The organism is Ralstonia sp. 110700041-2 (assembly GCF_056280165.1).
Genome location: NZ_JBSFAI010000002.1, coordinates 222789 through 248981, shown reverse-complemented (window position 1 = coordinate 248981; position 26193 = coordinate 222789). Strand labels below are relative to the sequence as shown.

The 26193-nt window shown below is 63.3% G+C and carries 22 protein-coding genes; 13 read left to right on the top strand and 9 right to left on the bottom strand.

Annotation, left to right across the window (positions count from 1 at the left end; translation table 11 throughout):
• Positions 1–4: 4 nt before the first annotated feature.
• From ACUXH0_RS03685 to ACUXH0_RS03655, 7 genes are all read left to right on the top strand, one after another.
• Entirely contained in the window at positions 5–1366 is a 1362-nt protein-coding gene (locus ACUXH0_RS03685) for a 3-carboxy-cis,cis-muconate cycloisomerase (RefSeq protein WP_009241183.1), read from the top strand.
• A gap of 22 nt (positions 1367–1388) precedes the next feature.
• Complete coding sequence (gene pcaD, locus ACUXH0_RS03680; protein ID WP_004631131.1) at positions 1389–2201, top strand: 3-oxoadipate enol-lactonase; 813 nt, start codon at positions 1389–1391, stop codon at positions 2199–2201.
• Positions 2194–2592: a 4-carboxymuconolactone decarboxylase gene (gene pcaC / locus ACUXH0_RS03675; RefSeq protein WP_004631130.1), complete on the top strand. Its 399-nt coding sequence runs from the start codon at positions 2194–2196 to the stop codon at positions 2590–2592. Before pcaD ends, pcaC begins: the two co-directional genes overlap by 8 nt.
• 80 nt (positions 2593–2672) lie before the next feature.
• A complete protein-coding gene (locus ACUXH0_RS03670; protein ID WP_182593759.1) occupies positions 2673–3542 on the top strand; it encodes a branched-chain amino acid ABC transporter permease in 870 nt (289 codons plus the stop codon).
• Positions 3539–4573 carry a branched-chain amino acid ABC transporter permease gene (locus ACUXH0_RS03665; RefSeq protein WP_009241182.1) on the top strand — a complete coding sequence of 345 codons (1035 nt, stop codon included), beginning with the start codon at positions 3539–3541 and terminating at the stop codon, positions 4571–4573. Before ACUXH0_RS03670 ends, ACUXH0_RS03665 begins: the two co-directional genes overlap by 4 nt.
• Positions 4570–5343, top strand: a complete 774-nt coding sequence (locus ACUXH0_RS03660) for an ABC transporter ATP-binding protein (RefSeq protein WP_009241181.1) — start codon at positions 4570–4572, stop codon at positions 5341–5343. The genes ACUXH0_RS03665 and ACUXH0_RS03660 overlap by 4 nt, the downstream gene beginning before the upstream one ends.
• A complete protein-coding gene (locus tag ACUXH0_RS03655; protein WP_004631121.1) occupies positions 5336–6037 on the top strand; it encodes an ABC transporter ATP-binding protein in 702 nt (233 codons plus the stop codon). Before ACUXH0_RS03660 ends, ACUXH0_RS03655 begins: the two co-directional genes overlap by 8 nt.
• A gap of 3 nt (positions 6038–6040) precedes the next feature.
• Here the strand turns inward: ACUXH0_RS03655 and ACUXH0_RS03650 are convergent, their stop codons facing one another.
• Together ACUXH0_RS03650 and ACUXH0_RS03645 are read right to left on the bottom strand one after the other, a co-directional pair.
• Positions 6041–7207 carry an ABC transporter substrate-binding protein gene (locus ACUXH0_RS03650; RefSeq protein ID WP_182593760.1) on the bottom strand — a complete coding sequence of 389 codons (1167 nt, stop codon included), beginning with the start codon at positions 7205–7207 and terminating at the stop codon, positions 6041–6043.
• A 137-nt stretch (positions 7208–7344) separates the two neighbouring features.
• On the bottom strand, positions 7345–8322 hold the full coding sequence (locus ACUXH0_RS03645; RefSeq protein WP_009241180.1) for a LysR family transcriptional regulator: 978 nt from the start codon (positions 8320–8322) through the stop codon (positions 7345–7347).
• 119 nt (positions 8323–8441) lie between these two features.
• On the opposite strand from ACUXH0_RS03645, the gene pobA reads away from it, so the two are divergent.
• The gene (pobA, locus tag ACUXH0_RS03640) at positions 8442–9668 is read left to right on the top strand and encodes a 4-hydroxybenzoate 3-monooxygenase (protein WP_009241179.1); all 1227 of its coding nucleotides are present in this window, start codon (positions 8442–8444) and stop codon (positions 9666–9668) included.
• Here the strand turns inward: pobA and ACUXH0_RS03635 are convergent.
• The gene (locus ACUXH0_RS03635; RefSeq protein ID WP_009241178.1) at positions 9646–10755 is read right to left on the bottom strand and encodes a glycoside hydrolase family 191 protein; all 1110 of its coding nucleotides are present in this window, start codon (positions 10753–10755) and stop codon (positions 9646–9648) included. The two genes, pobA and ACUXH0_RS03635, sit on opposite strands and share 23 nt — an antisense overlap.
• Positions 10756–11060: 305 nt before the next feature.
• Between ACUXH0_RS03635 and ACUXH0_RS03630 the strand changes: the two genes are divergently transcribed.
• From ACUXH0_RS03630 to ACUXH0_RS03620, 3 genes are all read left to right on the top strand, one after another.
• Positions 11061–11354 carry a hypothetical protein gene (locus ACUXH0_RS03630; protein WP_004631110.1) on the top strand — a complete coding sequence of 98 codons (294 nt, stop codon included), beginning with the start codon at positions 11061–11063 and terminating at the stop codon, positions 11352–11354.
• Between the two features lie 347 nt (positions 11355–11701).
• A complete protein-coding gene (gene infA / locus ACUXH0_RS03625; RefSeq protein WP_004631109.1) occupies positions 11702–11920 on the top strand; it encodes a translation initiation factor IF-1 in 219 nt (72 codons plus the stop codon).
• Between the two features lie 471 nt (positions 11921–12391).
• Positions 12392–13387, top strand: coding sequence for a hypothetical protein (locus ACUXH0_RS03620; protein WP_009277459.1), 996 nt, complete (start codon positions 12392–12394; stop codon positions 13385–13387).
• A 131-nt stretch (positions 13388–13518) separates the two neighbouring features.
• Here ACUXH0_RS03620 and galU read toward each other — a convergent pair whose 3' ends face one another.
• Positions 13519–14391 carry a UTP--glucose-1-phosphate uridylyltransferase GalU gene (gene galU, locus ACUXH0_RS03615; protein WP_009241177.1) on the bottom strand — a complete coding sequence of 291 codons (873 nt, stop codon included), beginning with the start codon at positions 14389–14391 and terminating at the stop codon, positions 13519–13521.
• Between the two features lie 33 nt (positions 14392–14424).
• Complete coding sequence (locus ACUXH0_RS03610) at positions 14425–17301, bottom strand: valine--tRNA ligase (protein ID WP_009241176.1); 2877 nt, start codon at positions 17299–17301, stop codon at positions 14425–14427.
• A gap of 150 nt (positions 17302–17451) precedes the next feature.
• Between ACUXH0_RS03610 and ACUXH0_RS03605 the strand changes: the two genes are divergently transcribed.
• Positions 17452–19812 (top strand): UvrD-helicase domain-containing protein, encoded by a 2361-nt coding sequence (locus ACUXH0_RS03605; RefSeq protein ID WP_009241175.1) that lies wholly within the window; start codon positions 17452–17454, stop codon positions 19810–19812.
• 24 nt (positions 19813–19836) lie between these two features.
• Here the strand turns inward: ACUXH0_RS03605 and ACUXH0_RS03600 are convergent, their stop codons facing one another.
• The 4 genes from ACUXH0_RS03600 to ACUXH0_RS03585 all read right to left on the bottom strand — a co-directional run bounded on the left by ACUXH0_RS03600 (position 19837) and on the right by ACUXH0_RS03585 (position 23190).
• Positions 19837–20634 carry a BPSS1780 family membrane protein gene (locus tag ACUXH0_RS03600; protein WP_004631101.1) on the bottom strand — a complete coding sequence of 266 codons (798 nt, stop codon included), beginning with the start codon at positions 20632–20634 and terminating at the stop codon, positions 19837–19839.
• Positions 20625–21629 carry a homoserine kinase gene (locus ACUXH0_RS03595; protein WP_182593762.1) on the bottom strand — a complete coding sequence of 335 codons (1005 nt, stop codon included), beginning with the start codon at positions 21627–21629 and terminating at the stop codon, positions 20625–20627. The genes ACUXH0_RS03600 and ACUXH0_RS03595 overlap by 10 nt, the downstream gene beginning before the upstream one ends.
• Before the next feature lie 84 nt (positions 21630–21713).
• Entirely contained in the window at positions 21714–22142 is a 429-nt protein-coding gene (locus ACUXH0_RS03590; protein ID WP_009241173.1) for a hypothetical protein, read from the bottom strand.
• 94 nt (positions 22143–22236) lie between these two features.
• A complete protein-coding gene (locus ACUXH0_RS03585; protein WP_009241172.1) occupies positions 22237–23190 on the bottom strand; it encodes an LOG family protein in 954 nt (317 codons plus the stop codon).
• 4 nt (positions 23191–23194) lie between these two features.
• On the opposite strand from ACUXH0_RS03585, the gene polA reads away from it, so the two are divergent.
• Complete coding sequence (gene polA, locus ACUXH0_RS03580; RefSeq protein ID WP_182593763.1) at positions 23195–26008, top strand: DNA polymerase I; 2814 nt, start codon at positions 23195–23197, stop codon at positions 26006–26008.
• Positions 26009–26193 lie beyond the last annotated feature (185 nt).

Genomic DNA, 26193 nt, shown 5'->3' with positions numbered 1-26193 from the left:
GGCCATGACAAGCGCATTGCTCGATCGCGCCTTCTCCACGCCGGCCATGCTGGCGGTGTGGTCCGATGCGGCCACGGTGCGCGCAATGCTCGATGTGGAGGCCGCGCTTGCGCAGGCCGAAGGCGCGGTTGGCGTGATTCCGCCCGAAGCCGTCGCGCCGATTCGCGCGGTGTGCGCCAAGGCGACGTTGGATCTGGACGCGCTGGGCAACGCTGCTGCCACCGCAGGCAACCTGGCGATTCCCCTGGTCAAGCAACTGACTGCGGCCGTCGCACAGCATGATGAAAACGCCGCGCGCTACGTGCATTGGGGCGCGACCAGCCAGGACATCATCGATACCGGTCTGATGCTGCAGTGGCGGCTATCGGCCGAACTGATCGAAGCGGATCTGCAGAAGCTGGCTGACGCGCTCGCGGCACTCGCGCAACGCCATCGCAATACGCCGATGGTGGCGCGCACGTGGTTGCAGCAGGCGCTGCCGACCACGTTCGGCCGCAAGGTTGCGGGTTGGCTGGAAGCGGTGCATCGCGCGCAGGATCGCTTTACCGCGCTGAGCGCGCATGTGCCTGCGTTGCAGTTTGGCGGGGCGGCAGGCACGCTTGCCAGCCTGGGCGAACACGCACGGGCCGTCGCTCAAACGCTGGCGCACGAGCTTGATCTGCCGCTGCCGGCGCTCTCGTGGCACGGCGAGCAGGATCGAATCGCCGAGATCGGCACGACGCTCGCGTTGCTGACCGGCACACTGGGCCACTTCGCGCGTGATCTCTCGCTGATGATGCAGACAGAGGTGGGCGAGGTTTCCGAGCCTTCCGGTGCAGGCAAGGGTGGTTCTTCCACCATGCCGCACAAACGCAACCCGGTCGGGTGCGCGACGGTGCTGGCGGCGGCCACGCGCATGCCTGGCTTGGCGAGCACGCTGCTCGCTGCGCTACCGCAGGAGCACGAGCGCGCGCTCGGCGGTTGGCAGGCGCAGTGGGCGACGTTGCGCGAGATGGCCTGCCTCGCGGCGGGCGCGCTCGATCGCATGCGCGACATCGTTGAAGGTTTGCAGGTCGACGCTGCTCGCATGCGCACGAATCTGGACCTTACGCACGGCCTGATCCTTGGTGAAGCCGTGATGCTGGCGCTGGGTGCGGATCTTGGGCGTCTGCAAGCGCACCATGTGGTCGAAGCTGCCAGCCGCCAAGCGGTACAAGAGAACAAGACGCTGCATGACGTACTGGCGCAAGACGCAGAGGTCCTTCGCATCTGGGGCGCGACCGCGCCGCAACGGTTGAGCGCGCTGCTCGATCCCACCCATTACCTTGGCGATGCGGGCGCCGCTGTTGACCGCGTGCTCGCAGAACACGCCCACCGCCACCCCTGAACACGTATTCCACGGAGACACCATGCCCTGGCTTGAACACGATAACGTCCGCCTGTATCACGAATTCGATGACGGCCCCGCCACGGGTAAGCCGGTGCTGGTGCTGTCGAACTCCCTCGGCACCAACCTGGGCATGTGGGAGCCGCAGCTCGAAGCGTTGCGCCAGCATTTCCGCCTGCTGCGCTATGACCAGCGTGGTCACGGCCAATCGAGCGTGCCGGACGCGCCGTTTGGCGTTGCTCAACTCGGCGGTGATGTGCTCGCGTTGCTCGACCACTACAACATTGAGCTTGCGCTGTTCTGCGGTCTGTCGATGGGCGGGTTGACCGGCCTGTGGCTGGCCGCACATCACGGCGAGCGTTTCCCGCGCATGGTCGTGACGAATACCGCCGCGCTGATCGGTACGCAGCAAAGCTGGAATACGCGCATCGCACAGGTCGAGCAGGGCGGCATGGCGAGCATTACGGAAACGGTGCTGGAGCGCTGGTTCACGCAGGGCTACCGGGATGCCAACGCTAGCCGCGTCGACATCGTCAAGGCAATGTTGCTGTCCACGCCGGATGCCGGCTACAACGGCAACTGCGCAGCCATTCGCGATGCAGATTTGCGCGCGCAACTGCCGAACATCCGGGTGCCGATGCTGGTGATTGGCGGCACACACGATATCTCCACCCCGGCTGCGCAGACCAAGCTCATTGCCGACGGCGTGCCCGGCGCCCAGTACATCGAGCTTTCAGCCGGCCACCTCGCCAACTGGGAGCAGGCCGACGGCTATACCGAAGCGCTCGTCAGCTTCTTGACGACCGGCGTTGCACGTGAGGGCGCCCATGGATGATCGCGAACGCCACGCCGCAGGCATGGCGGTGCGCCGCGCCGTGCTGGGCGATGCCCACGTCGACCGTGCCAACGCCGCGCAGACCGATCTGACGGCTCCGTTTCAGGACCTCATCACGCGCTACGCCTGGGGTGAAATCTGGACACGCCCCGGCTTGCCGCGCCACACGCGCAGCTTGCTGACGATCGCCATGATGGTCGCGCTCGGCCGCGACGGCGAGTTGCGCCTGCATCTGCGCGCCGCTGCCAACAACGGTGTCACGCGCGACGAGATTCAGGAAACGCTGCTGCAGACCGCCATCTACTGCGGCGTGCCGGCTGCCAACCATGCCTTCCACCTCGCCCAGACGGTGTTTGCCGAGATGGATGCGGAGGGCGCTGCGAAAAAGTAATACCGCCGTCTCCGGGGAGACGCCACGCAACACACCGGGCAAACCGGCCGCCGAGCTGGAAAAACCCAAGGAGGAGACCCATGCTCAGCGCATTGGGTGTGTTGTTCGACGGGCTGGCCTACGGCAGCCTGCTGTTCCTGATCAGCATCGGCCTGTCGGTCACGATGGGCCTGATGAACTTCATCAACCTTGCGCACGGGGCGTTCGCCATGGCGGGCGGCTATGTGTGCGTGGTGCTGATGAACCGCCTCGGCGTGCCGTTTCTGGCGACGCTGCCCATCGCTTTCGTGGTCACCGCAATCATCGGCTTTGTGCTTGAATGCACGCTGTACCGGCGGCTCTATCGCGCGAGCCCGCTCGATCAGGTGCTGTTCTCCATTGCGCTCGTTTTCATGGCGATGGCGGGTGCGACCTACGTGTGGGGGCCGTCGCAGCAACCCGTTGAGCTGCCGGAGATGCTGCGTGGGCAATGGCCAGTGTTTGACAGTGGATTGGAAGTCGGGCGCTATCGCCTGTTCCTGATCGGGGTGGTGATTGCGCTGACGGCGCTGCTGGCATGGCTGATTGAGCGCACACGCTTTGGAGCGCAGGTGCGCGCGTCGGTGGATAACCAGCAGGCATCCGCAGGGCTGGGCATCAACGTAAGCCTGGTGTTCTCCGTAACGTTCGCGCTGGGTTCGGGGCTGGCAGGGCTGGGCGGGGGATTGGGCATCGATGTGCTCGGGCTCGATCCAGCCTTCCCGATCAAATACATGGTGTATTTCCTGCTGGTGGTGGCCGTCGGCGGTGCGGGTTCCATCAAGGGCACATTGCTGGCAGCGCTCGTGCTAGGCGTGTTCGACGTGGCGGGCAAGTACTACGTGCCGGACGTGGGCGCGATCGTCATCTATGGGTTGATGGTCGTGCTGCTCGTGCTCTTCCCGGGCGGTTTGCTGGGGAGGCGCGCATGAGCGGGCTGCAGCAATTGAGGCGGTCTGCACGGCCTGTTGAGGGCTCTGCGGCGCATGGGTTGCCGCAAGCGCGTTGGTCGCCGTTTGAGATCGCGTTCTGGTGCGTGCCGATCGCGGTGTTCTTTCTTCTTCCCGATTACCTCGTCTTCGGCAGCCAGGTGTTGATCGTCGGGCTGTTTGCGTTGTCGCTCGACCTGGTGCTCGGCTATGCGGGCATCGTGTCGCTCGGACATGCAGGCTTCTTCGGGCTTGGCGCCTATACCGCCGGACTGCTCGCGGCACATGGCTGGGGTGAACCGCTCACCGGTCTGGCCGCGGGCGCTGTCGTCGCTGCGCTGGCCGGCTTCTGTGTGAGCTTTCTCGTCGTGCGCGGGCAGGATCTGACACGACTGATGGTCACGCTCGGCATCGGTCTGATGCTGTATGAGGCGGCCAACAAGATGGCGTTTCTCACGGGCGGTGTGGACGGCCTTTCCGGTGTGGCGATGCGCAACCTGCTCGGCACATTTGAGTTCGATCTGGAGGGGCGCACGGCTTACTTCTATAGCTTGGTCGTGCTGTTTCTGGTGTTTGTGGGGTTGCGTCGCCTGGTGCGCTCGCCGTTTGGGTTGTCGCTGCGCGGCATTCAACAGGGGCCGAAGCGCATGCCGGCTATCGGCGCGAATGTTCGCATGCGGCTGGTGGCGGCGTTCACCGTCAGCGCAGCGATTGCCGGTGTCGCAGGCGGGCTGCTCGCGCAGACCACGCAATTTGTCGGTCTGGATTCGCTGGGCTTCTCGCGCTCGGCAGAGTTGCTGATCATGCTCGTGCTGGGCGGTGCAGGCCGGTTGTACGGCGCGTTGATTGGCGCAGCGGTGTTCATGATTGCGCAGGACGTGTTGGCCGGCATCAATCCCGTCTACTGGCAGTTCTGGATCGGCCTGCTGCTGATGGTGATCGTGTTGTTTGCGCGGGGTGGCATTCTCGGTGGGCTGGAAACTGCGGTGTCTGCGGTCAGGGCGCGGCGCGCTCGCAAGGGAGGTGCTTCATGACTGCGCCCACGATCCATCCTCCGCCCACATTGAGCACGCGTGGCCTGTCCAGGCGCTGGGGCGGCTTTCACGCCAATTCCGATATCTCGCTGTCTTTTGCGCCCGGCGCGCGCCACGCGCTGATCGGGCCGAACGGCGCGGGCAAGACCACCTTCATCAATCTGCTCACCGGCACGCTCGCACCCACTGCGGGCCAAGTGCTGCTGGATGATGAAGACATCACCCGCCTGCCCGCACACCAGCGCGTCAAGCGCGGCATCACGCGCACTTTCCAGATCAACACGTTGTTTCCCGTATTGACGGTGCTGGAATCGGTGATGCTCGCCATCTTCGAGCGCACGGGCGCGTCGTGGCATTGGCATCGCACCGTTGCATCGCATAAGGACGCCCGCGACGAAGCGATGGCATTGCTATGCCGCTTGCAACTCGGTGCCGACGCGCTGGCGCCCACGCATGCGTTGCCTTACGGCAAACAGCGCCTGGTGGAGATCGCCCTGGCGCTCGCGACGCACCCACGCATCCTGCTTCTCGACGAGCCTGCCGCCGGTATCCCGAGCAGAGAAAGCACCGAACTGTTCGAGGTCATCGCCAGCCTGCCGCGCGACATCACGATCCTCTTCATCGAGCACGACATGAACCTTGTCTTCCGCTTTGCCGAGCGGATCACCGTGCTGCTGGCCGGCCGCGTGCTGACTGAAGGCACGCCGCAGGAGATCGCGGCCGACCCGCGTGTGCGCGAGGTCTACCTCGGGGAGGTTGAGCATGCGTGAACTGTTGTCGCTCGAAAATGTGACCGCCGGCTACGGCAATGCTGTCGTGCTGGACGATGTGTCGTTCGCGCTCGAAGCAGGCGGCAGCCTTGCGCTGCTGGGCCGCAATGGTGTCGGCAAGACCACGCTGCTCGCCACGCTGATGGGCTTCACGCGCCTGCACGGCGGGCGTATCCGCTGGCTGGGCGCGGATATCGCCAAGATGCCGCCACACCGGCGTGCCCGCGCAGGGCTCGGCTGGGTGCCGCAGGAGCGGTGGATGTTTCCGTCGCTGACGGTGGAAGAGCATCTGACAGCCGTGGCGCGACCCGGGGCCTGGGATGTGGCGCGCGTCTACAAGACGTTTCCGCGCCTTCAAGAGCGGCGCCGCAATCTCGGCAATCAGCTCTCAGGCGGCGAGCAGCAGATGGTCGCCATCGCTCGCGCGCTGATGACGAATCCCGCACTGCTGCTGTTGGATGAACCGATGGAAGGCCTCGCACCGATCATCGTGCAGGAGCTTGGCCGCGCTATCCGCGCGCTCGTTGAGGAGGGGGGTATGGCGGTGATCCTGGTGGAGCAGCATGCGCGTCTGGCGCTGCAGCTCACGCAGCGTGCGCTGGTGCTCGATCGAGGCCGCGTCGTGCACGCATCAGCCAGCGCCGATCTGCTGGCCGATGCGCCGTTACTGCAACGGCTCGTGGCTGTTGCGTAGTGCTTACTTGCCGGGATCCTTCACGTCGGCAAACTTGTCGAACTCGACGTTGTACAGCTCGTTGCCGACCTTTTCCACCTTGCGGATGTAGACCGTTTGCACCACATCACGCGTGGCCGGGTCGATGGTGATCGGCCCGCGCGGGCTGTCGATCTTCATGCCCTTGAAGGCGGCCATGGCCTTCTCCCCGTCGATCTTGCCGCCGAGCTTGTTGATCACGTTGTAGATCGCGCCGATGCCGTCATACGCGGCCACTGCCATGAAGTTCGGGCGGCCCGCGCCCGGATTGGCCTCCGCAAAGGCTTTCAGGAAGGTCTTGTTCTGCGGCGAGTCGTGCGCGGCGGAGTAATGGAACGAGGTGATGACACCCAGCGTCGCGTCGCCCATGGCCGGGAGCACGTGGTCGTCGGTCAGGTCGCCCGTTGCGATGACCTTGATGCCGGCCTGCGCCAATCCGCGCTCGCGGAAACCCTTCATGAATGCCACGCCTTGCTCGCCGGCCGGCAGGAAGACGAACACGGCTTGCGGCTTGGCATCTTTCACGCGTTGGATGAACGGCGCGAATTCAGGATTGCGCAGTGGCACGCGCACGGCTTCCACGACCTGGCCCCCGCCGGCGGTGAACGTTTGTTTGAATGCGTTCTCCGCATCGATGCCGGGCGCGTAATCGGCAACCACAGTGGCCACCTGCTTGATGCCGTTCTTCAGAGCCCACGAGGCGATCGGTGTGGAGATCTGCGGCAGCGTCATCGACACACGCGTCACATAGTCCGACTTGGTGGTGATCGACGACGATGCGGCATTGAAGATCACCATCGGTTTTTTGGCTTGCTGCGCGATGGGCGCCACCGCCAGTGCTTCCGGCGTGAGGCCAAAGCCCGCAAGGAAATCCACCTTGTCGCGTACCACCAGCTCCTGCGCAAGGCGCTTGGCGACGTCCGGCACGGGGCCAGTCGTGTCCTTCACGATGATCTGCACCTGCCGCCCACCGGCGGTCGTGCCGTGCAGCCTCTGATACGCCTTGATGCCGTCTTCCATCTGCTTGCCATAGTCGGCAAAGGGGCCGGAGAAGGGGGCGATCAGGCCAATCTGGATCGGCTCGTCCGCAAAGGCGGGCAGGCCGGTCATCAGCGTACCGGCAACGACAGTCAGCAGCACACGACGTCTCATGAAGGTCTCCAAAGGTTGATCGGCAAGCGTGAGCCGAAAAAACACAGTGGCGTCGCCTGCGCGTGCCGACGATCCTAAAGGCTCTGTGTTCGCATTGCAATCGAGTGTTCGGATTGTGAACACTTAAGCCGGGTCGGTTACTTCGTGTTCTTGCGTTTGGCGGGCCGATGGCCGGGCTCGCGCCATTCATCCGCCTCGTCGTTGAACAACGACGACACCAGCGCGCGAAACCACTGGCTGCGTGTGTCGTTATGAAACTTGCGATGCCAGTGTTGCTTGAGATCGAAGCTCGGCAGCTCCAGCGGCGGCTCCATCACGCAGATGTTGGCGTGCGATTGCATGAACGACAGGCCCACCGCGTGCGGCACCGTCGCAATCAAGTCCGTGCGCGCCAGGATGAACGGGATGCTCATGAAATGCGGTGTGAGCAGCGACGGCTTACGGCGGATGCGCTTGCGTTCAAGAAAGCGCTCATACAGTTCCTGACTGCGCCCCTCCGCGCGCACCACAGCGTGCCCGTATTCCAGAAACTGCGCCATCGATAGCTTCGTGTTGCCGCCGCGCGTGACGGGATGACCGGCGCGCACGATGCATATGAAGTAGTGCGTAAACAGCCGCTGCTGGAAGAAGTTGTTCTTCTTCAGGTCGGGGAAGTAACCAACAGCCAGGTCGAGCGAACCGGTCTCCAGCGCGCGCTCGATCTGCGCGGGCGGCAGCGACACGGACTGCACCGACGCCCGCGGCGCGTGCCGAGCCATCGCCTCGACAATGCGCGGCAAGAACACCATCTCGCCCACGTCCGACAACGAGATCGAGAACGTGTGGGTGGTTGTGGCCGGATCGAACGCGCCGGTTTCCAGAATGCCCTGCTGCACACGCGCCAAGACATCGCGCGCCGCAGGAATGAGCGCCAGCGCCCGCGGCGTCGGCTCCATGCCGCGTGAGGTCCGGACGAATAGCGGGTCGTCAAACGCAGCGCGCAGCTTGCCCAGCGCTGTGCTCACGCCTGGCTGGCTCATGCCGAGTTGTTGGGCCGCCATGCTCACGCTGCGCGCGTCATGCAGCGCCAGCAGGATTGGCAACAGGTTCAGATCGAAGTTGGGCAGGGTGGACATGGCAATCGCACTATCTGAATCGGCGATAAAGTTTATCGCCAATATTTCATTGTGCGATATCAAGATGCACGCCAACAATGGTTGCCAGAACGATTCCAATCCATCCGGAGACAACCACCATGCGCACCCAGATCGCCATCATTGGCGCGGGCCCGGCAGGCCTGCTGCTCGGGCAGCTTCTGCACCGCAACGGCATCGACGCCGTCATCCTCGAAACCAAGAGCCGCGCGTACGTTGAAGAGCGCATCCGCGCCGGCGTTCTGGAGCAAGGCACGGTCGACGTGCTCAACGAAGCGGGCGTGGGCGAGCGCATGCGGCGCGAGGGGCTCGTGCACCACGGTATCGACCTGCTGTTCGGTGGCAAGCGCCATCGTATCGACCTGACGGCGATGTCGGGCGGCCGCTCGATCACGGTCTATGGGCAGCACGAGGTGGTGAAGGATCTGATTGCCGCGCGTGTGGAGCAAGGCGCGCCGCTGTTGTTCGATGTGAGCGAGGTGTCGGTGCACGATATTGAGTCGGCCACGCCTTCGGTGCAGTTCGTCCACGAGGGTGTTCCGCAGACATTGCAATGCGATTACATCGCCGGCTGCGACGGCTTTCACGGCATCTGCCGGCAGGCGATTCCGGCACGGCGGCAAGCGGTGTTCGAGCGCGTCTATCCGTTTGCCTGGCTTGGCATCCTGGCGCAAGCCAAGCCGGCGGCGGAAGAGTTGATCTACGCAAACCATGATCGCGGCTTTGCGCTGTTCAGCATGCGCTCACCCAAGATCACGCGGCTTTACCTTCAGTGCAAGCCGGATGAGAACCTCGCCGAATGGTCCGATGCACGCATCTGGGATGAACTCCACACGCGCCTGGAGAACAACGACGGCTGGCACCTGAAGGAAGGCCCCATCCTGCAGAAGAGCGTCACGCCGATGCGCAGCTTTGTCTGCGAGACAATGCAGTACGGGCGCCTGTTCTTGGCGGGGGACGCCGCGCACATCGTGCCGCCCACTGGCGCCAAAGGCATGAACCTTGCCGTCGCCGACGTGCGCGTGCTGGCTCAGGCACTGACTGCACGCTACAAGCAGAGCGACACCGCCCCGCTTGCTAGTTACTCCGAACGCTGCCTGCAACGCGTCTGGCGCGCCGAGCATTTCTCGTGGTGGATGACGTCGATGCTGCATCGTTTTGACGACCACACGCCGTTCATGCAAAAGCTGCAGCGCGCTGAGCTGGACTACGTGACCGGCTCCCCGGCCGGCGCGCGCGTGCTGGCCGAAAACTACGTCGGCCTGCCGTTTGCCGACGCTCCCGCCGGCGCGTCGTTGAGCCTCGTCAGTAATTCCAGGGCGGCGTAGTGGTCGGCTTGGACAGCGCAATGCGTGAGACCAGCGGGTGGAAGCCTTGCCCGCGCGACGCCGTGTAGACCTTCTGCGCGTTGGCGGTCTGCAACGCATAGTCGATCGTAAAGACAGGCACGTTGCCGGCGCAGTATTTCTGCAACTGGTCGATGGTCCATTGCGTTTCATCGGCACTCGCTGCCCTGTCGCCCCCGGAGGCGCTGCCCCACGCGGCGCCCGAACTGCCGCCAAACCATGTGTCTTCCTGCGAGATGCCATCGATCGTTGCGAGCAGCACTGATCCACCACCGTCGTCAATCAACGAGGATGCGTTCTGCTGGATCACCGCAAACTGCGGGTTGATGGCGCGACCCGCCGCACGGATCTTGGTGATGAAATCGACCATGGCCTGTGCCGGATCGATGCCTGCCGCCTGGGCTGCGGCCGCCACCGAAGGCTCGGCATACGCCTCGACCCAATCCAGATAGACGCCATCGAATCCTTCGCGCGCCAGTTGTGCGACGGCGCCGTTCGGCCCGAGCCACAGCGCTTGCCAGCGCGGGTCCCAGAACGCGACAGGGTAGTCGCCGGCCCAGCCATCGGGGTCGGCCTTGATGATGAAGTCTGGCGTGCCGGGTCCGTTAGCCGTGGGCGCCTTCCAGCTTGACGTCCAATAGGTGCGGAAGTCTTCGGCTTCGCCAATGTCGATGTAGGCGAGCACTTTGCGCGCGGAGCCGTCAGGCTTGGTGCGCAGCTGCGCCACCATGTCGACGGTGTTGAAGTTCTCCAGTCCTTTGACGGTGTTGTTGGCTTCGATCACCAGCATGTCGTATGGCTGCGCGTCAAGTGCATCGATCTGCGCGCTGGTGGTCATGCCCTGCAGCTGATACATCCACGTCTGCACGCCTGCCAGTGGCGAGGAGCCGTTGATTCCGCAAGCAGGTGTGGTGGTTGAGGTGGTTGCAGCCTCGGTTTTTGACCCGGTATTCGCTGTGTTGGGAGCAGCCCCGGTTTGCGGGCTCAACGACGAACCACCGTCGCCGCCACCGCAGGCACCCAGCATCAGCCCGGCACACACCAGGGCAATCGGAGAGATCAGGCGCATTGTCATCTTGAGAGGGGTAGGTGAGGAGTGCCTTGATCAGACGGAGCGCATCCGTTTGGATGCCACGGCAAGCACCAAACCAAGCTAGCACAATCGGATTACGCCGACATTGCCGTGAAATGGCGACGTTATGAAACTTCTTTGGACCAGCGTTCGTGATCGCTCCGAAGGCTTTGCTTTGGGTGATCGGCATGCGCATGTTGTGCCGTGCCCGAAGTCAAACGTTGCCGTCGCTTTCATCGCCATGCAAAACGCACGGGTGTATAGTCAGACAGCACTCGACGTTCAAGAAGGGGGCATTTCAGATGGACACTTCGCCGGCGGGCCAATACAAAGGCTTCGACATTTATCCGTTGGCTTTCCAACATGAACGCACGGCACGCTGGCCCGAGGCCAGGGAAGATCGCAGCTACAACGCAGCCGTGATGATCTGTCGGGCTGGGGAGTCGCCCGAACCCGGCCAGACCCAGGTCTTCCGCCTCTCCGGGGACCGGCAATTCAGCAATGTGGGTGCTGCGCGCATTGCAGCGCTGCGCTTTGCTGAGAGCATCATCGATGGCGACGTTCCTGAACTGTCGCTTCCTGCCGACGGCGCCTGAAACTGCGGAACCCGCCCGTGATAGAATAGCGGGCGAATCCGGCTCGCCGCCGCGCCAATCATGGCCGGTGGCGGCTGAGTCCAGCACCGGGGAATACCCCGCGCCGAGTCGGGCGGCGCGCATCTGCGACCGCCACCCATCCTCGCTCTCGCTTGCACGAAACGGCGCGCGCCATTGGCGGGCGCGATTTGTGTTCCGTGCAGCTCGGTACCCCCCAAGCCCGCTGTCCGGGCAGATGATCGCGGCGTACCGCTGCATGCCCTTCGAGGCGTGTGGCATGGTTCGGGTGGGTCATCACATCATTGCAACCATCGGCGCAGCCGCGTGCTGCATACAAAGGAACGAGTTTGGCCAAGGAAGAACTGATTGAATTTGAAGGGGTGGTGTCTGAAGCACTACCCGACAATCGTTTTCGCGTGCAGTTGGAAAACGGCGTGGAAATCTGGGCTTACGCATCGGGCAAGATGCAGAAGCACCGCATCCGTATTCTCGCGGGCGACCGCGTGAAGCTGGAAATGTCGCCGTACGACCTCACGAAGGGTCGCATCAACTACCGGCACAAGTAAAAACGGCTGTGCCGCCAAGACGTCCACCCCGTGGGCGTTTCGAAGAAACCGCGTGTCTGCTCGACCCGCGGTTTTTTTATTATTGTTGCGTAAGCAGCGTTAAATTTCGTTGATCTCCAGACAACATCCGGTATCATGCCGCTTGGCTGTCAACGGGGGGAACACAGTTGGCAGCCAGCTGAAGTGCAGGGCTTGTCACATTTTTCAAGCCGCGTGCTGCCCTCGGGTGAGCGCGCGCCAGCTGTACCAGTCCATCAATAAGCGCACGGCCGCTGATCGATCCATCGACTCCGCAGGACCTCTAATCGCGCATCCATTCGCCGACCGGGGCGTCATCTGACGCTCGCACCCGTTCGGTGTTCAGTGTGTCACAAGAGTCACACCACATCGGGATACCGCACAGGTAGGACGGCGCTTGTCCATCGAAGTACTGGGCGTAACGTTTTGCGTCCGAGGGAATAGAAAACCACAATGTTGGAAACCAAAAAAGCAGCACAGAGGGCGGCGCGCATGAGCCTGCGCGCTTTGGTGGGTCTGACGGCGGCAACGATGCTGACAGGCCTGGGAATACAAACCGCCTCGGCGCAGGCCACGCGCCCGAAGGCACCTATCTACGGCGTCACGGTTGATGACGTCAGCAACATCAACGCGATCGTGGCATCGCTTACGCACCTGCCGTACAAGCCTACCGTGCGCGTGGTCTTTGACCCGGGTACGACGGCTGCGCAGTACTACCCGGCACTCGTCAAGCTTCATGCTGTCGCCTACGTGATGGGCGAGATCATGGACTCGTACTATTTCCCGAGCGATCTGCAGACGTACACCGACCGTACCAATGAGCTGGTGGGCACGCTGAAGAACGTGGTGGACGTGTGGGAGATCGCTAACGAGATCAATGGGGAGTGGCTGCGCACGGACCCGACCGGCCCGAATTCGGTGGCCGCGAGTGAGGAGCAGGACATCGGCAACATGGTGGCGGCGGCGCATGACATCGTCAAAGCTGCGGGCGGCCTGACTGCTGTCACGATGTACTACAACGACGACGGCAAGGGCACCAACTGCTACGAGCTGCCGATGGACTCGTGGCGTACCTGGGCACAGTCGTATCTGCCCGCACGTGTGCGCCAGGGTGCGGACTACGCACTGTTCAGCTACTACCCTTACCAAGACTGCCCCGGTTTGAACCCGACGTGGGCAAACGATTTCAAGTTGCTCGAAAGCATCTTCCCGGTCGCGAAGGTGGGTTTTGGTGAGATCGGTACGTCCAGCACTTCGGCTCCGGCCTCGGTGCAGCAGAACCTGCTCAAGTCGTACTACCCGATGGGTACCACCACGATGGCAGCGGATCGGCGCTTCATCGGTGGTTACTTCTGGTGGAACTACGCTGAGCAGATGCTGCCGTACAGCACCAGTTCATACTGGAGCCTGCTGAACAACACCATCAAGCCGCTGGCAGCTCCGCAATAAGAAGAGGCTGCAGCCTCTCCTTGCAAAAGGGTAGGACTCCGAGCCGGACGGACGAGACACGATCCGGCAACAAAAAACCCGCGTCAGCTCATGCTGCGCGGGTTTTTTCCATGGCGTCGTGCGTGTTAGGCTCAGCCGCGTGCAGCCAGATAGGCACGGAATTCGTCAGCAACTTCCTTGTGCTTGAGCGCCAGTTCCACCGTTGCCTTCAGGTACCCCAGCTTGCTACCGCAGTCGTAGCGCACGCCCTTGTAACGATAGGCCAGCACCTGCTCGGCCGACAGCAGCGACTGGATGGCATCCGTCAGCTGCAACTCGCCGCCGGCGCCCGGCTTGAGGTTGCGGATGTGTTCGAAAATGCGCGGCGTGAGGATGTAGCGGCCGACCACGCCGAGGTTGGACGGCGCATTTTCCGGTGCCGGCTTCTCGACGATAGCTGACATCTTGATCACGCTGCCGTCTTCTTCCCACGGGCGGCCATCGACCACGCCGTACGAGCGGCTCTGCACGGGGTCGATTTCTTCCACGCCGATCACCGAGCAGTTGTAGTGGTCGTACAGGTCGACCATCTGCTTCATGACGGGCGGGTCGCCGTCCAGCAAGTCGTCCGCCAGGATGACCGCGAAGGGCGCATCGCCGACGAGCTTTTCGGCGCATTGCACGGCGTGGCCGAGGCCCAGCGCTTCAGGCTGGCGCACGTAGAAGCAATCCACATGCGACGGCTTGATCGAGCGCACGACTTCGAGCAGCGCGGTCTTATGCTTGGCTTCGAGTTCGGCTTCCAGCTCGTAGGCCTTGTCAAAGTGGTCTTCAATTGCGCGCTTGCTGCGGCCGGTCACGAAGATCATCTCGGTGATGCCGGCGGCCATGGCTTCTTCCACGGCGTACTGGATCAGCGGCTTGTCCACGACCGGCAGCATTTCTTTCGGGCTGGCCTTGGTGGCCGGCAGGAATCGTGTGCCGAGCCCCGCGACGGGGAAAACGGCTTTGGTGACGCGTTGCATCGTGGTTTCCTTGATATCGGTTGTTCAGGGCGCTCAGGCTGCCTGTACCGGCAGCCGTGCGATCTGGGCTTCCAGCTTGGCCAGCGTGGCTTTGAAATCGGCCACACGCTTTTGTTCCTGTTCCACCACGGCGGCCGGCGCGCGGGCGACGAACGATTCGTTACCGAGCTTGGCTTCGCACTTGGTGATCTCGCCGCGCAAGCGGTCGATTTCCTTCGACAGGCGCGCATGCTCGGCAGCCACGTCGATCTCGATCTTCAGCAGCAGCTTGTTCTCGCCGACGATGGCGACCGGCGCACCGGCGCCGTCCTGCTCCATGGCGGCAGCGTCCGTGTAGACCTTCACTTCGGACAGCTTGCCCAGCGCTTGCACGTACGGCGCCGCCACCTGCAGGAACTCGGCTTCGCCATTGGCGTACAGCGGCACACGTTGCGCAGGGGAGATGTTCATCTCGCCGCGAAGGTTGCGGCAGGCGTCTACCAGTGCCTTTAGCTGCTGCACCCACTGCTCGGCCTGCTCGTCGATCTTGGTCAGGACGGCGCGCGGGTATTCCTGCAGCGCGAGGCTTTCGGTGCCATCGCCCTTGGCGCGGCCGGCCATCGGCGCAACCTTCTGCCAGAGTTCTTCGGTAATGAACGGAATGATCGGATGCGCCAGGCGCAGCACGGTTTCCAGCACGCGCAGCAGGGTACGGCGCGTCGCGCGTTGCTGGGCCGGCGTGCCGGTCTGGATCTGCACTTTCGCCAGTTCCAGGTACCAGTCGCAGTATTCGTCCCAGACGAATTTGTAGATGGCGTTGGCGATGTTGTCGAAGCGGTAGTCGGCAAAGCCTTTCTCCACTTCGGTTTCCACGCGCTGCAGCAGCGAGACGATCCAACGGTCGGCCTGCGAGAAGTCCAGGTAGCCTTCGGGGCCGCAATCACCGACGCATTCCTGCATGCCGCAGTCCTGGCCTTCGGTGTTCATCAGTACGAAGCGCGTGGCGTTCCACAGCTTGTTGCAGAAGTTGCGGTAACCCTCGCAGCGGCCCGGGTCAAAGTTGATGCTGCGGCCCAGCGTGGCGAGCGACGCGAAGGTGAAGCGCAACGCGTCGGCGCCGAATGCGGGAATGCCGTCGGGAAATTCCTTGCGCGTGCGCTTTTCGACCTTGGGCGCATCCTTTGGGCGGCGCAGGCCGGTGGTGCGCTTGGCCAGCAGCGGCTCCAGCGCGATACCGTCGATCAGGTCCACCGGGTCGAGCGTGTTGCCCTCGGACTTGCTCATCTTCTTGCCTTCCGAATCGCGCACGAGGCCATGCACATAGACGGTGTGGAAGGGCACTTCGCCGGTGAAATGCAGGGTCATCATGACCATGCGCGCCACCCAGAAGAAGATGATGTCGTAGCCCGTCACCAGCACGGTGGAAGGCAGGAAGTGCTTCAGCTCTGGCGTGTCGGCCGGCCAGCCCAGCGACGAGAACGGCACCAGCGCGGACGAGAACCACGTGTCGAGCACGTCGTCGTCACGCTTGAGGGCGCCGGTGTAACCCTTGGCTGCGGCCTGGGCGCGGGCTTCTTCTTCCGTGCGCCCCACGTACACGTTGCCGGCTTCGTCGTACCACGCCGGAATCTGGTGGCCCCACCACAGTTGGCGCGAGATACACCAGTCCTGGATGTTGTTCAGCCACTGGTTGTACGTGTTGACCCACTGCTCGGGAACGAGCTTGATCTTGCCGCTCTGCACGGCGTCCAGCGCCACTTCAGCGATGGAGCGGCCCGGGAAGCGCGTGCCTTCCGGTGCCGGCTTGCTCATGGCGACGAACCACTGGTCGGTCAGCATCGGCTCGATCACGACACCGGTCCGGTCACCGCGCGGCACCATCAGCGTGTGTTTCTTGACTTCGGCCAGCAGGCCTTGCGCTTCGAGGTCCTCGACGATCTTTTTACGCGCGTCGAAGCGATCCAGGCCGGCATAGGCGGCGGGAGCATCGGCAACGATCTTCGCGTCGAGCGTCAGGATCGACAACTGCGGCAGCTTGTGGCGCTGGCCGACCGCGTAGTCGTTGAAGTCGTGGCCCGGGGTCACCTTGACCACGCCGGTACCGAACGCGCGGTCGACGTATTCGTCGGCAATCACCGGGATCTTGCGATCAGTCAGCGGCAGGTGGACGAACTTGCCGATGAGGTGGGCGTAACGTTCGTCCTCAGGATGCACCATCACGGCCGTGTCGCCGAGCATCGTTTCCGGACGGGTGGTGGCGACCGTCAGGTGCGTCAGGCCATGCACGGTATCCGGTTCGGCCAGCGGATAGCGGATGTGCCACAGCGAGCCTTCCTCTTCCTCGCTCACCACTTCCAGGTCGGACACTGCGGTGCCCAGCACCGGGTCCCAGTTGACTAGGCGCTTGCCGCGGTAGATCAGGCCTTGCTCGTAGAGACGCACGAACACGTCGCTGACCGCGCGCGACATCTTCGGGTCCATCGTGAAGTATTCTCGCTCCCAGTCGATCGAGGCGCCCATCCGGCGCACCTGGCGCGTGATGGTCGAGCCCGATTGCTCCTTCCATTCCCACACTTTCTCGACGAACTTCTCGCGGCCCATGTCGTGGCGCGATACACCCTGGGCATCCAGTTGGCGCTCGACGACGATCTGGGTGGCGATGCCGGCGTGGTCGGTGCCCGGCACCCAAAGTGTGTTGGCACCGGCCATGCGCGCGTGGCGCGTCAGGCCGTCCATGATGGTCTGGTTGAACGCGTGGCCCATGTGCAGCGTGCCCGTCACGTTCGGCGGCGGGAGCTGGATACAAAAGTCGGGCTTGCCGGCCTCGAGCGTCGCGCGGGAGACGCCCATTGCTTCCCAGGCCGCGCTCCACTTCTGCTCGATGGTGGCGGGTTCGAAACTCTTGGCGAGGGACTGGTTCTGATCGGTCATGCTGACGGGGCGCAATGGGCGCAAAAAGACGTTTGGCCCAGGAAAATGGCGGGCGAAAGCTTGGAATTATACGGCGTGTCGATGTCCGGCACGGGCGAAGCGGCGAATGCGGCCGGTATAATTTCAGGATTCTGCCGAGGCTCCTCCCGCATGTCCGACCTGCTCGCCAATCTGAACCCCGAACAACGCGCTGCCATCACGCTTCCCGATGAATCGGCGCTGATCCTGGCGGGCGCAGGCAGCGGCAAAACGCGCGTGTTGACCACCCGCATCGCGTGGCTGATCCAAAGCGCGCGGGTGTCGCCGTCGGGTGTGCTGGCCGTCACGTTTACGAACAAGGCAGCCAAGGAAATGACGGCCCGCCTGCAGGCCATGCTGCCGATCAACACGCGCGCCATGTGGATCGGCACGTTCCACGGTCTGTGCAACCGGTTGCTGCGCGCGCATTACCGCGATGCCGGCCTGCCGCAGACGTTCCAGATTCTGGATACGCAAGACCAGCTCTCCGCCGTCAAGCGCCTGCTCAAGTCGCTCAATATCGACGACGAGAAATTCCCGCCCAAGAACGTCCAGTACTTCATCAACGGGGCCAAGGAGCAGGGCCTGCGCGCGGGCGATCTGGAAATCGCCAACGAGTACGACCGGCGCATGGCCGATCTCTACGCCGCTTACGACGCGCAATGCCAGCGCGAAGGCGTGGTCGATTTTGCCGAGCTGCTGCTGCGCTGCTACGAACTGCTGCGCTACAACGACGCCATCCGTGCGCACTACCAACGGCGTTTCAAGCACATCCTGGTGGACGAGTTCCAGGATACGAACAAGCTGCAATATGCGTGGCTGAAGATTCTGGCCGGCCTGGGCGAGCCCGGCGTCACGCCCAACGCCATCTTTGCCGTGGGCGACGATGACCAGAGCATCTACGCGTTTCGTGGTGCCAATGTCGGCAACATGGTCGACTTTGAACGCGAATTCCGCGTCGAGCACCGGATCAAGCTGGAGCAGAACTACCGCTCGCATGGCCATATCCTCGATACCGCCAACCACCTGATCTCGCACAACACGCGTCGGCTGGGCAAGAACCTGCGCACGGACGCCGGCCACGGTGAGCCGGTGCGCGTCTATCAGGCCGCGACGGACGGGCAGGAGGCGGGCTGGATTGTCGATGAGATCCGCGACCGTATTGCGACCGGCATGTCGCGCTCGGAAATCGCCATCCTGTATCGCAGCAACGCGCAGTCGCGGGTGATCGAACACGCGCTGTTCTCGGCAGGCATCCCGTACAAGGTGTACGGCGGCCTGCGCTTTTTCGAGCGTGCGGAAATCAAGCACGCGCTGGCGTATCTTCAGCTTCTTGAGAATCCCGACAATGACGCGGCGTTTGGTCGCGTGGTGAATTTCCCGGCGCGTGGCGTCGGGGCTCGTTCGCTCGAGCAGTTGCAGGATGCGGCGCGGCTGTATGGCATTTCGCTCGCAGCGGCGGTGCCGTACCTCACGGGGGCAGCAGGCACCAAGCTGTCGGCGTTTGTGCGTCTGATCGAACAGATGCGTGCCGACACGCGCCAGATGACGCTGCCCGAAATCGTTCAGCACGTCATTCACGCCAGCGGGCTGATCACGCATTACCAGGGTGAAAAGGAAGGCCAGGACCGCATCGAGAACTTGCAGGAACTGGTGACAGCCGCCCAAGCTTTCGTTGCTGAAGAAGGCTACGGCGTGGATGCGATTGCGACCGCGCTGCCCGTGCGCCACGATGCCATGCTGCGCATCGAAGGCGGCGAGATCGATACCGCTTCTGAACTCGTCACCGACGAAACGCCTGCAGAGATGACGCCGCTCGTCGCGTTTCTGACGCATGCCTCGCTGGAGGCTGGCGACAACCAGGCCCAGGCCGGCCAGGATGCCGTGCAAATGATGACCGTGCATGCGGCCAAGGGGCTGGAATTCCACGTCGTCTTCATCACCGGGCTGGAAGAGGGCTTGTTCCCGCACGAAAACAGCCAGATGGAGAAGGACGGCCTGGAGGAAGAGCGCCGCCTGATGTACGTGGCGATCACGCGTGCGCGTGAGCGGTTGTATCTATCGTTCGCGCAAAGCCGCGTGCTGCACGGGCAGGTCCGCTACCACATTCGCTCACGCTTCTTTGACGAACTGCCCGAAGACACATTGAAGTGGCTGACGCCGCAGCACTCGGGCTACCAGGCGACGCGTCGTGTGCAAGGCGATACCGCATGGGGCAAGGATTGGTTCAAGCGCCCAGAGCGTGGCGATGACGACGCCTACACCGGCCGCCCGACCGGCGGCATGGACACCGGCAAGAACTACGCCGACGCCAAGCGCGCAGAGGCCACCGGCTTCCGCGTCGGCCAGTCGGTGTTCCATAACAAGTTCGGGGAAGGCGTCATCACGACGCTGGAAGGCGAGGGCGCCGAGGCGCGCGCCCAGATCAAGTTCAACCGCCACGGGGTGAAGACGCTGGCGCTGGGCATCGCCAAGCTGGACCCGATCAACTGAGCGTCGACCGGGCCATCGTGCCGGTCAGACCGCCTTGTCAGCCGTCTGGCCGGCCGCTTGCGTCACGTTGAAGCAGCCGCGGTAGGTGGCGTAGAACGAGCAGTACAGCACGGCCATCACCAGAATCCGGTACGGCGTGGCAATGATGGGGGCGATGTTGTTGGCACCGCTCGACGCGAACAACGCATCGATGAACAACGGCACCGCGATCAGCAGGATTGCCACCAGGACGCCGTACGCGATGAACGCGGCGCGGTTGCGCCACACGGCCATCCAGCTGAAGAACAGCGCCTTGCCCACCGGAATGCCGTGCCATGCCACCAGTAACGGCGCAAACCAGAACAGCACCGCCACCGGGATATACAGCACCGAGCCCATCACCATGGCGAGGTAGAACTCGCGGATGGCGTCAGCGGTGAGCGGTTTGTCGCTGACCACGGTCATCAGCGTGTCGACATCCACCATGGTCATCAGCACGCCGCTGACCACCAGCACCAGCACGCCGTAGATGCCGCCGAGCTTGAGCAGGCTGCGCATCGCATCCTTCCCGTATGCACGAAAGCCGGCGATGAGCGACGCAGGCCCCACGCGCTTGCCCGCGACCGTATCGCGGCAGGCCGACATGAAGCCCACGAAGATAGCCGGATTCACCAGCAGGATGGCAAAAACCCCAATCGGCGGCACCAGCAGCATCAGAAGGTTGACCGCGAACAGGTAGATGAACAGCAGCAGTAAGAACCCGATCGGGTTCTTGCGAAACAGCCACGCACCCTGGCGCAGCCAGACGTAGCCTTGCTTGGCCGGTACTTCAATCAGTTGCATGGTTGGGGAAGATCCAGAGTCAGGGCGCCCGCGCCAATCCGTTCGCGCAGCACGCGCTCGAAGTGGGTGGGGTCATGCGGCTTGAGCAGTTCGGCATCGCGCGGCAGATAGAAATCCCACAGGCGCGAGACCCAGAAGCGGTACGCAGCAGCGCGCAGCATATCTTGCCAGTGCCGCGTTTCGGCATCGGTGAACGGGCGCACAGCGTGATACGCATGGAGCATTGCACGTGTCCGCTCGGTGTCCAGCACGCCGGTGGCCAGGTCAATGCACCAGTCGTTGACGGTGACGGCCACGTCGAAGAGCCACTTGTCGACACCGGCAAAGTAAAAGTCGAAGAAGCCGCCAAGGCGTTCCGGCTGGCCGTCAGCGGCCGGCTCGAACAGCACGTTGTCGCGGAAGAGGTCGCAATGGCACGGGCCTTCGGGCAGCGCAGCGTAGTCGGCGCTGGCAAAGAAACGTTGCTGGTGCGCGAGTTCGTTTTCGAGCAGCGCGCGCGTGTCGCCGTGCACGAACGGTACGACGTCGGGCACGACTTCGTTCCACCACGGCAGGCTGCGCAGGTTCGGCTGATGGCGTGGATAGTCGCGCCCGGCCAGATGCATGCGAGCGAGCATGTCGCCGACGATGCCGCATTCCGACACCGTGGGCGCCAGGTTCGAGCGGCCCGCCAGACGCGTCACGATGGTCGCCGGCTTGCCGTTGAGCGTGCGCAGGATCTCGCCGTCGCGCCCCGGAATCGGCGCCGGCACGCTGATGTCGTGCTGCGCCAGATGCTGCATCAGATACAGGTAGAACGGCAGCTGCTCGAACGTCAGCCGTTCAAACAGGGTGACGACGTACTCGTGCGTCTGCCCATCCTTTTCCGTGGTCAGGAAGAAATTGGAGTTTTCGATCCCGGAGGGGATGCCGCGAAATGCGCGCACGGCGCCCACATCGTATTGATCCAGCCAGAGAGCGATCTCGGCGTCGGAGACCGGGGTGAAAACAGCCATGCTTCAGGAATGGGAAACGGGTCGAGGGAAAGGCAACCGGCCGGCAGCGGAGCCGGCTCGCAGTGCCGCAGCTGCGGCGCAGGCTTAGAACTTCAGGACGTTGACCGAGGGCACCCGATCGATATCACCGCGCTCACGAATGCGCGGCGAGCTGTCTTCGGGCTTGCTCAGGTTGTACGACGTGCCCATGCCCGACTTGACATGGATGTCCGGCGCCTGGCCCTTCTGGAAGCGGTATTCCTCGACCTGCGTACCGTCGTTGTCGCGGTAATCGAAGCTCGGCTTGATGCGCTCGTTGTGAATCGCGCCGCGGGTCGGCTTGGAGATCGGCTGATTGTTGATGGCCTTGACGTCGGGCAGGTCCAGACCGGCGCTGTCGGAAGTCACCTCGGCGTGCGCGGGCAGGGCGAGGCAGAAAACGGCGCCTGCCAGCAGCCCAGCGTGCCGCATCAGGCGCGCGGCATTGGCAAAGCCGGAGTGGACGGGGGCGGACGGGTGAAGCAGCGAATCCATCATGGACTCCGGCAGGTGATCTGGGACCCTACATTCTAGCAGTCCGGCCTCTCGCCATCGTCCGTTCATGTGGCGCCGAATGTCACACCCGAGGTTACAGATAGAACATCTCTTCCTTGGGCGGAATCGGCGAGGTGCCTTCGCGCTTTTCGTAGAACTCGTAGACGGCATCCAGCGCATCCTTGGGTTCGTCGACGATGCGCATGATGTCGAGGTCGTGCTCGGCGATCAGACCCATCGGCAGCAGCGTAAAGCGGAACCAGTCCAGCAGGCCCTTCCAGAAGTGGCTGCCGAACATGACCACCGGCACGCTGCGCGATTTGCCCGTCTGGACGAGCGTGAGCACTTCAGCCAGTTCATCCAGCGTGCCGAAACCACCGGGCATGACGATGAACGCGTCCGAATTCTTCACGAACGTGACCTTGCGGGTGAAGAAATGGCGGAAGCGCATCGAAATGTCCTGGTATCGATTGCCTTGCTGTTCGTGCGGCAGTTCGATGTTCAGACCGACGCTGGCCGACTTACCCGCGTGCGCGCCTTTGTTGGCCGCTTCCATGATGCCGGGGCCCCCACCGGAGATGACGGCGAAGCCCGCATCCGAGAACAGCCGAGCGATTTCGATGGTGCGTTCGTAGTACGGCGAATCCTCGCGCAGACGCGCGCTGCCGTAGATCGAGACGGCCGGACGGATCTCCGAGAGGTACTCGGTCGCCTCGATGAACTCTGCCATAATCGTGAACATCTGCCAGGAGGCGCGCGCTTTCTTTGCGGTGGCGCGTTCTTCGTCGGCGAGTGCCCGCAGGCTGGGGATCATCTTGCGATCGGTACGGCCATGTGCCAGGTCCGCTTTGGGCTCGTGTTCGACGCCCACCGTCACGTTGACATCCATGTCGGCCGTGGTGGCTTGGCGCGAGGGGCTCACCCCGGTCAGTTCCGTCGCCGAAACCTCCAACGCGGAAGCACCGGCAGCCTGCTTTGCCACGCCGCCTTCAGCGGAAGCGCCATTATCGGAAACGCCTTTTGGCGTTCCAGTCACTTTAGAGTCCATGGGAATGTCGGAAAGTCAAGAAACGCTGTTGCTCGTCGATGGCTCGAGTTATTTGTACCGTGCCTATCACGCACTGCCCGACTTGCGAAACGGGGAAGGGTTTCCTACGGGGGCCATCTACGGCATCGTGAACATGCTGCGCAAACTGCGCAACGACTACCCGGCCAAGTATAGCGCTTGCATTTTCGACGCCAAAGGCAAGACCTTTCGCGATGACCTCTATCCGGCCTACAAGGAGCATCGCGCGCCCATGCCCGATGACCTGCGCGCGCAGATCGAACCGATCCACGAAGCCGTGCGGGCATTGGGTTGGCCCATCCTGGTGGTCGAAGGTGTCGAGGCCGACGATGTGATCGGCACCCTGGCTGAACGGGCTGCTCGCGAAGGCGTTCGCACCATCGTCTCAACGGGTGATAAGGACCTCGCCCAACTGGTGAATGACCACGTGACGCTGGTCAACACCATGACCAACGAAACGCTCGATCCGGCCGGCGTGCAAGCCAAGTTTGGCGTGCCGCCCGAGCGCATCGTCGACTATCTTTCGCTGATTGGCGACACCGTGGACAACGTGCCCGGCGTGCCGAAGGTGGGCCCGAAAACCGCGGTGAAATGGTTGACGGAGTTCGGCTCGCTCGACAACGTCATCGCGCATGCAGGCGAGATCAAGGGCGTGGTGGGCGAGAACCTGCGCAACACGCTCGAATGGCTTCCCAAGGGCCGCGAACTGCTGACCGTGAAGCTCGACTGCAACCTCAGCAAAGAGGTGCCGACATTCGATGCGCTGATCGACGGCGGCGAAGATAAATCCAAGCTCGTCGATTTCTTCTCGCGTTACGGTTTCAAGACGTGGCTGCGCGAGGCTTCCGGTGAAGCGCTGCCCGATACGCGCAGCGTCGGGGCCGCGCGCAAGGCCGCGACGCCCGTGAAGAATTACGCCGGCGAGGCCGCACAACTGCAAGCACAGGCCAACCTGTTCGACGTGGAAGCGCCGCCCGATGAGATCAAGTACGAGACAGTGACGACCGAGGCGCAGCTTGAATCGTGGATGCAGCGCCTGGACGAAGTGGATCTCGTCTGCATCGACACCGAGACGACGTCCATCGACCCGATGCTCGCGCAGTTGGTGGGGATTTCGCTGTCGGTCAAGCCGGGCGAGGCCTGCTACATCCCGGTGGCACATCGTGGCCCGGATGTCGCCGGGTTTGATGCGGCAGCGCAGCTCTCGCGCGACACGGTGCTCGCGCGCATGAAGCTGTGGCTCGAAGACGAATCACGCAAGAAGGTCGGCCAGCATCTGAAGTACGACGCGCACGTGTTTGCCAACCACGACATCGCGCTGCGCGGCATCGAGCACGACACGATGCTTGAATCGTACGTGCTCGAGTCCCACCGCAATCACGGCATGGATGCACTGGCCGAGCGGGTGCTGCATTTGAAGACGATCACTTACGAGGCCGTGTGCGGCAAGGGCGCATCGCAGATCGGCTTTGACGAGGTGCCGCTCGATCGCGCGACCGAGTACGCAGCGGAAGACGCCGATGTCACGCTGCGCCTGCATCGCACGCTGTTCCCCAAGGTGGCCGAAGACGACAAGCTGCGCTACGTCTACGAGCAGATCGAAATGCCCGCCTCCATCGTGCTGCAGAAGATGGAGCGCAACGGCGTGCTGATCGATGCCGACCGCCTGGCCAAGCAGAGCAACGAGCTGGGCCTGCGCCTGATCGATCTGGAAGCCGAGGCACACAAGCTTGCGGGTCAGCCGTTCAACCTCAGCTCACCCAAGCAGATCGGCGACATCTTCTTCAATCAGATGAAGCTTCCGGTCATCAAGAAGACCGCGAGCGGTGCGCCGTCGACAGACGAGGAGGTACTGCAGAAGCTGGCCGAAGACTACCCGCTGCCGAAGCTGCTGCTCGATTACCGGGGCCTGGCCAAGCTCAAATCGACCTACACCGACAAGCTGCCGAAGATGGTCAACCCGCGCACTGGCCGGGTCCACACCACCTACGGTCAGGCGACGGCGGTGACGGGGCGCCTGGCCTCGACCGATCCGAACCTGCAGAACATTCCAGTGCGCACGGAAGAAGGGCGGCGCATTCGCGAGGCATTCATCGCGCCGGAGGGCAGCGTCATCGTGTCGGCCGACTACTCGCAGATCGAACTGCGCATCATGGCCCATCTGTCGCAGGACGAAGGCCTGATGCGCGCATTCCGTGAGGGCCAGGACGTTCACCGCGCGACCGCTGCTGAAGTGTTCAACGTGACGCCGCTGGAGGTGACGCCCGATCAGCGCCGTGTGGCCAAGGTCATCAACTTCGGCCTGATCTACGGGATGAGCGCGTTCGGGCTGGCGAGCAACCTGGGCATTGGGCGCGATGCAGCCAAGCTCTATATCGACCGCTACTTCGCTCGCTACCCCGGCGCCGCGAGCTACATGGACGAAACCCGGCAGCGGGCGCGCGAGCAAGGCTACGTGGAGACCGTCTTTGGCCGTCGCCTGTGGCTGCCCGACATCAATGGCGGCAACGGCCCGCGCCGTCAGGCTGCCGAGCGCGCCGCCATTAACGCGCCGATGCAAGGCACGGCGGCTGACCTGATCAAGCTGTCGATGCTGGCAGTGCAAGGCTGGCTCGACGCGGAAGCGATGCGCTCGCGCCTGGTCATGCAGGTGCACGATGAATTGGTGCTGGAAGTCCCGCAGGACGAACTGGCCGTGGTGCGCGAGCGTCTGCCAGAGTTGATGTGCAGCGTCGCAACGCTGCGCGTGCCGCTGGTGGCCGAGGTCGGCGTGGGCGCGAACTGGGAAGAAGCGCACTGACGCAATCGCTTGCCCCGCCAGCGCCACACCGTGAAACAACGCGTGGCGCGAGTTTGCCTGCCGAGGCAGCCTGCGGATGGCCTTGGCATGCGGTTGCCATGATTCGCCGTATCCATGCGCCTGGGGTTGCGGCGGATTTTGCGTTGCAGCAGACTGCACCTGACAGATCGAGTGATCGAAAAGAT

What these genes read in the sequence shown, in the direction of transcription:
- ACUXH0_RS03685 (WP_009241183.1), top strand. Translation starts at nt 5, where the DNA reads ATGACAAGCGCATTGCTCGATCGCGCCTTCTCCACGCCGGCCATGCTG.
- pcaD (WP_004631131.1), top strand. Translation starts at nt 1,389, where the DNA reads ATGCCCTGGCTTGAACACGATAACGTCCGCCTGTATCACGAATTCGAT.
- pcaC (WP_004631130.1), top strand. Translation starts at nt 2,194, where the DNA reads ATGGATGATCGCGAACGCCACGCCGCAGGCATGGCGGTGCGCCGCGCC.
- ACUXH0_RS03670 (WP_182593759.1), top strand. Translation starts at nt 2,673, where the DNA reads ATGCTCAGCGCATTGGGTGTGTTGTTCGACGGGCTGGCCTACGGCAGC.
- ACUXH0_RS03665 (WP_009241182.1), top strand. Translation starts at nt 3,539, where the DNA reads ATGAGCGGGCTGCAGCAATTGAGGCGGTCTGCACGGCCTGTTGAGGGC.
- ACUXH0_RS03660 (WP_009241181.1), top strand. Translation starts at nt 4,570, where the DNA reads ATGACTGCGCCCACGATCCATCCTCCGCCCACATTGAGCACGCGTGGC.
- ACUXH0_RS03655 (WP_004631121.1), top strand. Translation starts at nt 5,336, where the DNA reads ATGCGTGAACTGTTGTCGCTCGAAAATGTGACCGCCGGCTACGGCAAT.
- ACUXH0_RS03650 (WP_182593760.1), bottom strand. Translation starts at nt 7,207, where the DNA reads ATGAGACGTCGTGTGCTGCTGACTGTCGTTGCCGGTACGCTGATGACC.
- ACUXH0_RS03645 (WP_009241180.1), bottom strand. Translation starts at nt 8,322, where the DNA reads ATGTCCACCCTGCCCAACTTCGATCTGAACCTGTTGCCAATCCTGCTG.
- pobA (WP_009241179.1), top strand. Translation starts at nt 8,442, where the DNA reads ATGCGCACCCAGATCGCCATCATTGGCGCGGGCCCGGCAGGCCTGCTG.
- ACUXH0_RS03635 (WP_009241178.1), bottom strand. Translation starts at nt 10,755, where the DNA reads ATGCGCCTGATCTCTCCGATTGCCCTGGTGTGTGCCGGGCTGATGCTG.
- ACUXH0_RS03630 (WP_004631110.1), top strand. Translation starts at nt 11,061, where the DNA reads ATGGACACTTCGCCGGCGGGCCAATACAAAGGCTTCGACATTTATCCG.
- ACUXH0_RS03620 (WP_009277459.1), top strand. Translation starts at nt 12,392, where the DNA reads ATGTTGGAAACCAAAAAAGCAGCACAGAGGGCGGCGCGCATGAGCCTG.
- galU (WP_009241177.1), bottom strand. Translation starts at nt 14,391, where the DNA reads ATGCAACGCGTCACCAAAGCCGTTTTCCCCGTCGCGGGGCTCGGCACA.
- ACUXH0_RS03610 (WP_009241176.1), bottom strand. Translation starts at nt 17,301, where the DNA reads ATGACCGATCAGAACCAGTCCCTCGCCAAGAGTTTCGAACCCGCCACC.
- ACUXH0_RS03605 (WP_009241175.1), top strand. Translation starts at nt 17,452, where the DNA reads ATGTCCGACCTGCTCGCCAATCTGAACCCCGAACAACGCGCTGCCATC.
- ACUXH0_RS03600 (WP_004631101.1), bottom strand. Translation starts at nt 20,634, where the DNA reads ATGCAACTGATTGAAGTACCGGCCAAGCAAGGCTACGTCTGGCTGCGC.
- ACUXH0_RS03595 (WP_182593762.1), bottom strand. Translation starts at nt 21,629, where the DNA reads ATGGCTGTTTTCACCCCGGTCTCCGACGCCGAGATCGCTCTCTGGCTG.
- ACUXH0_RS03590 (WP_009241173.1), bottom strand. Translation starts at nt 22,142, where the DNA reads ATGGATTCGCTGCTTCACCCGTCCGCCCCCGTCCACTCCGGCTTTGCC.
- ACUXH0_RS03585 (WP_009241172.1), bottom strand. Translation starts at nt 23,190, where the DNA reads ATGGACTCTAAAGTGACTGGAACGCCAAAAGGCGTTTCCGATAATGGC.
- polA (WP_182593763.1), top strand. Translation starts at nt 23,195, where the DNA reads ATGTCGGAAAGTCAAGAAACGCTGTTGCTCGTCGATGGCTCGAGTTAT.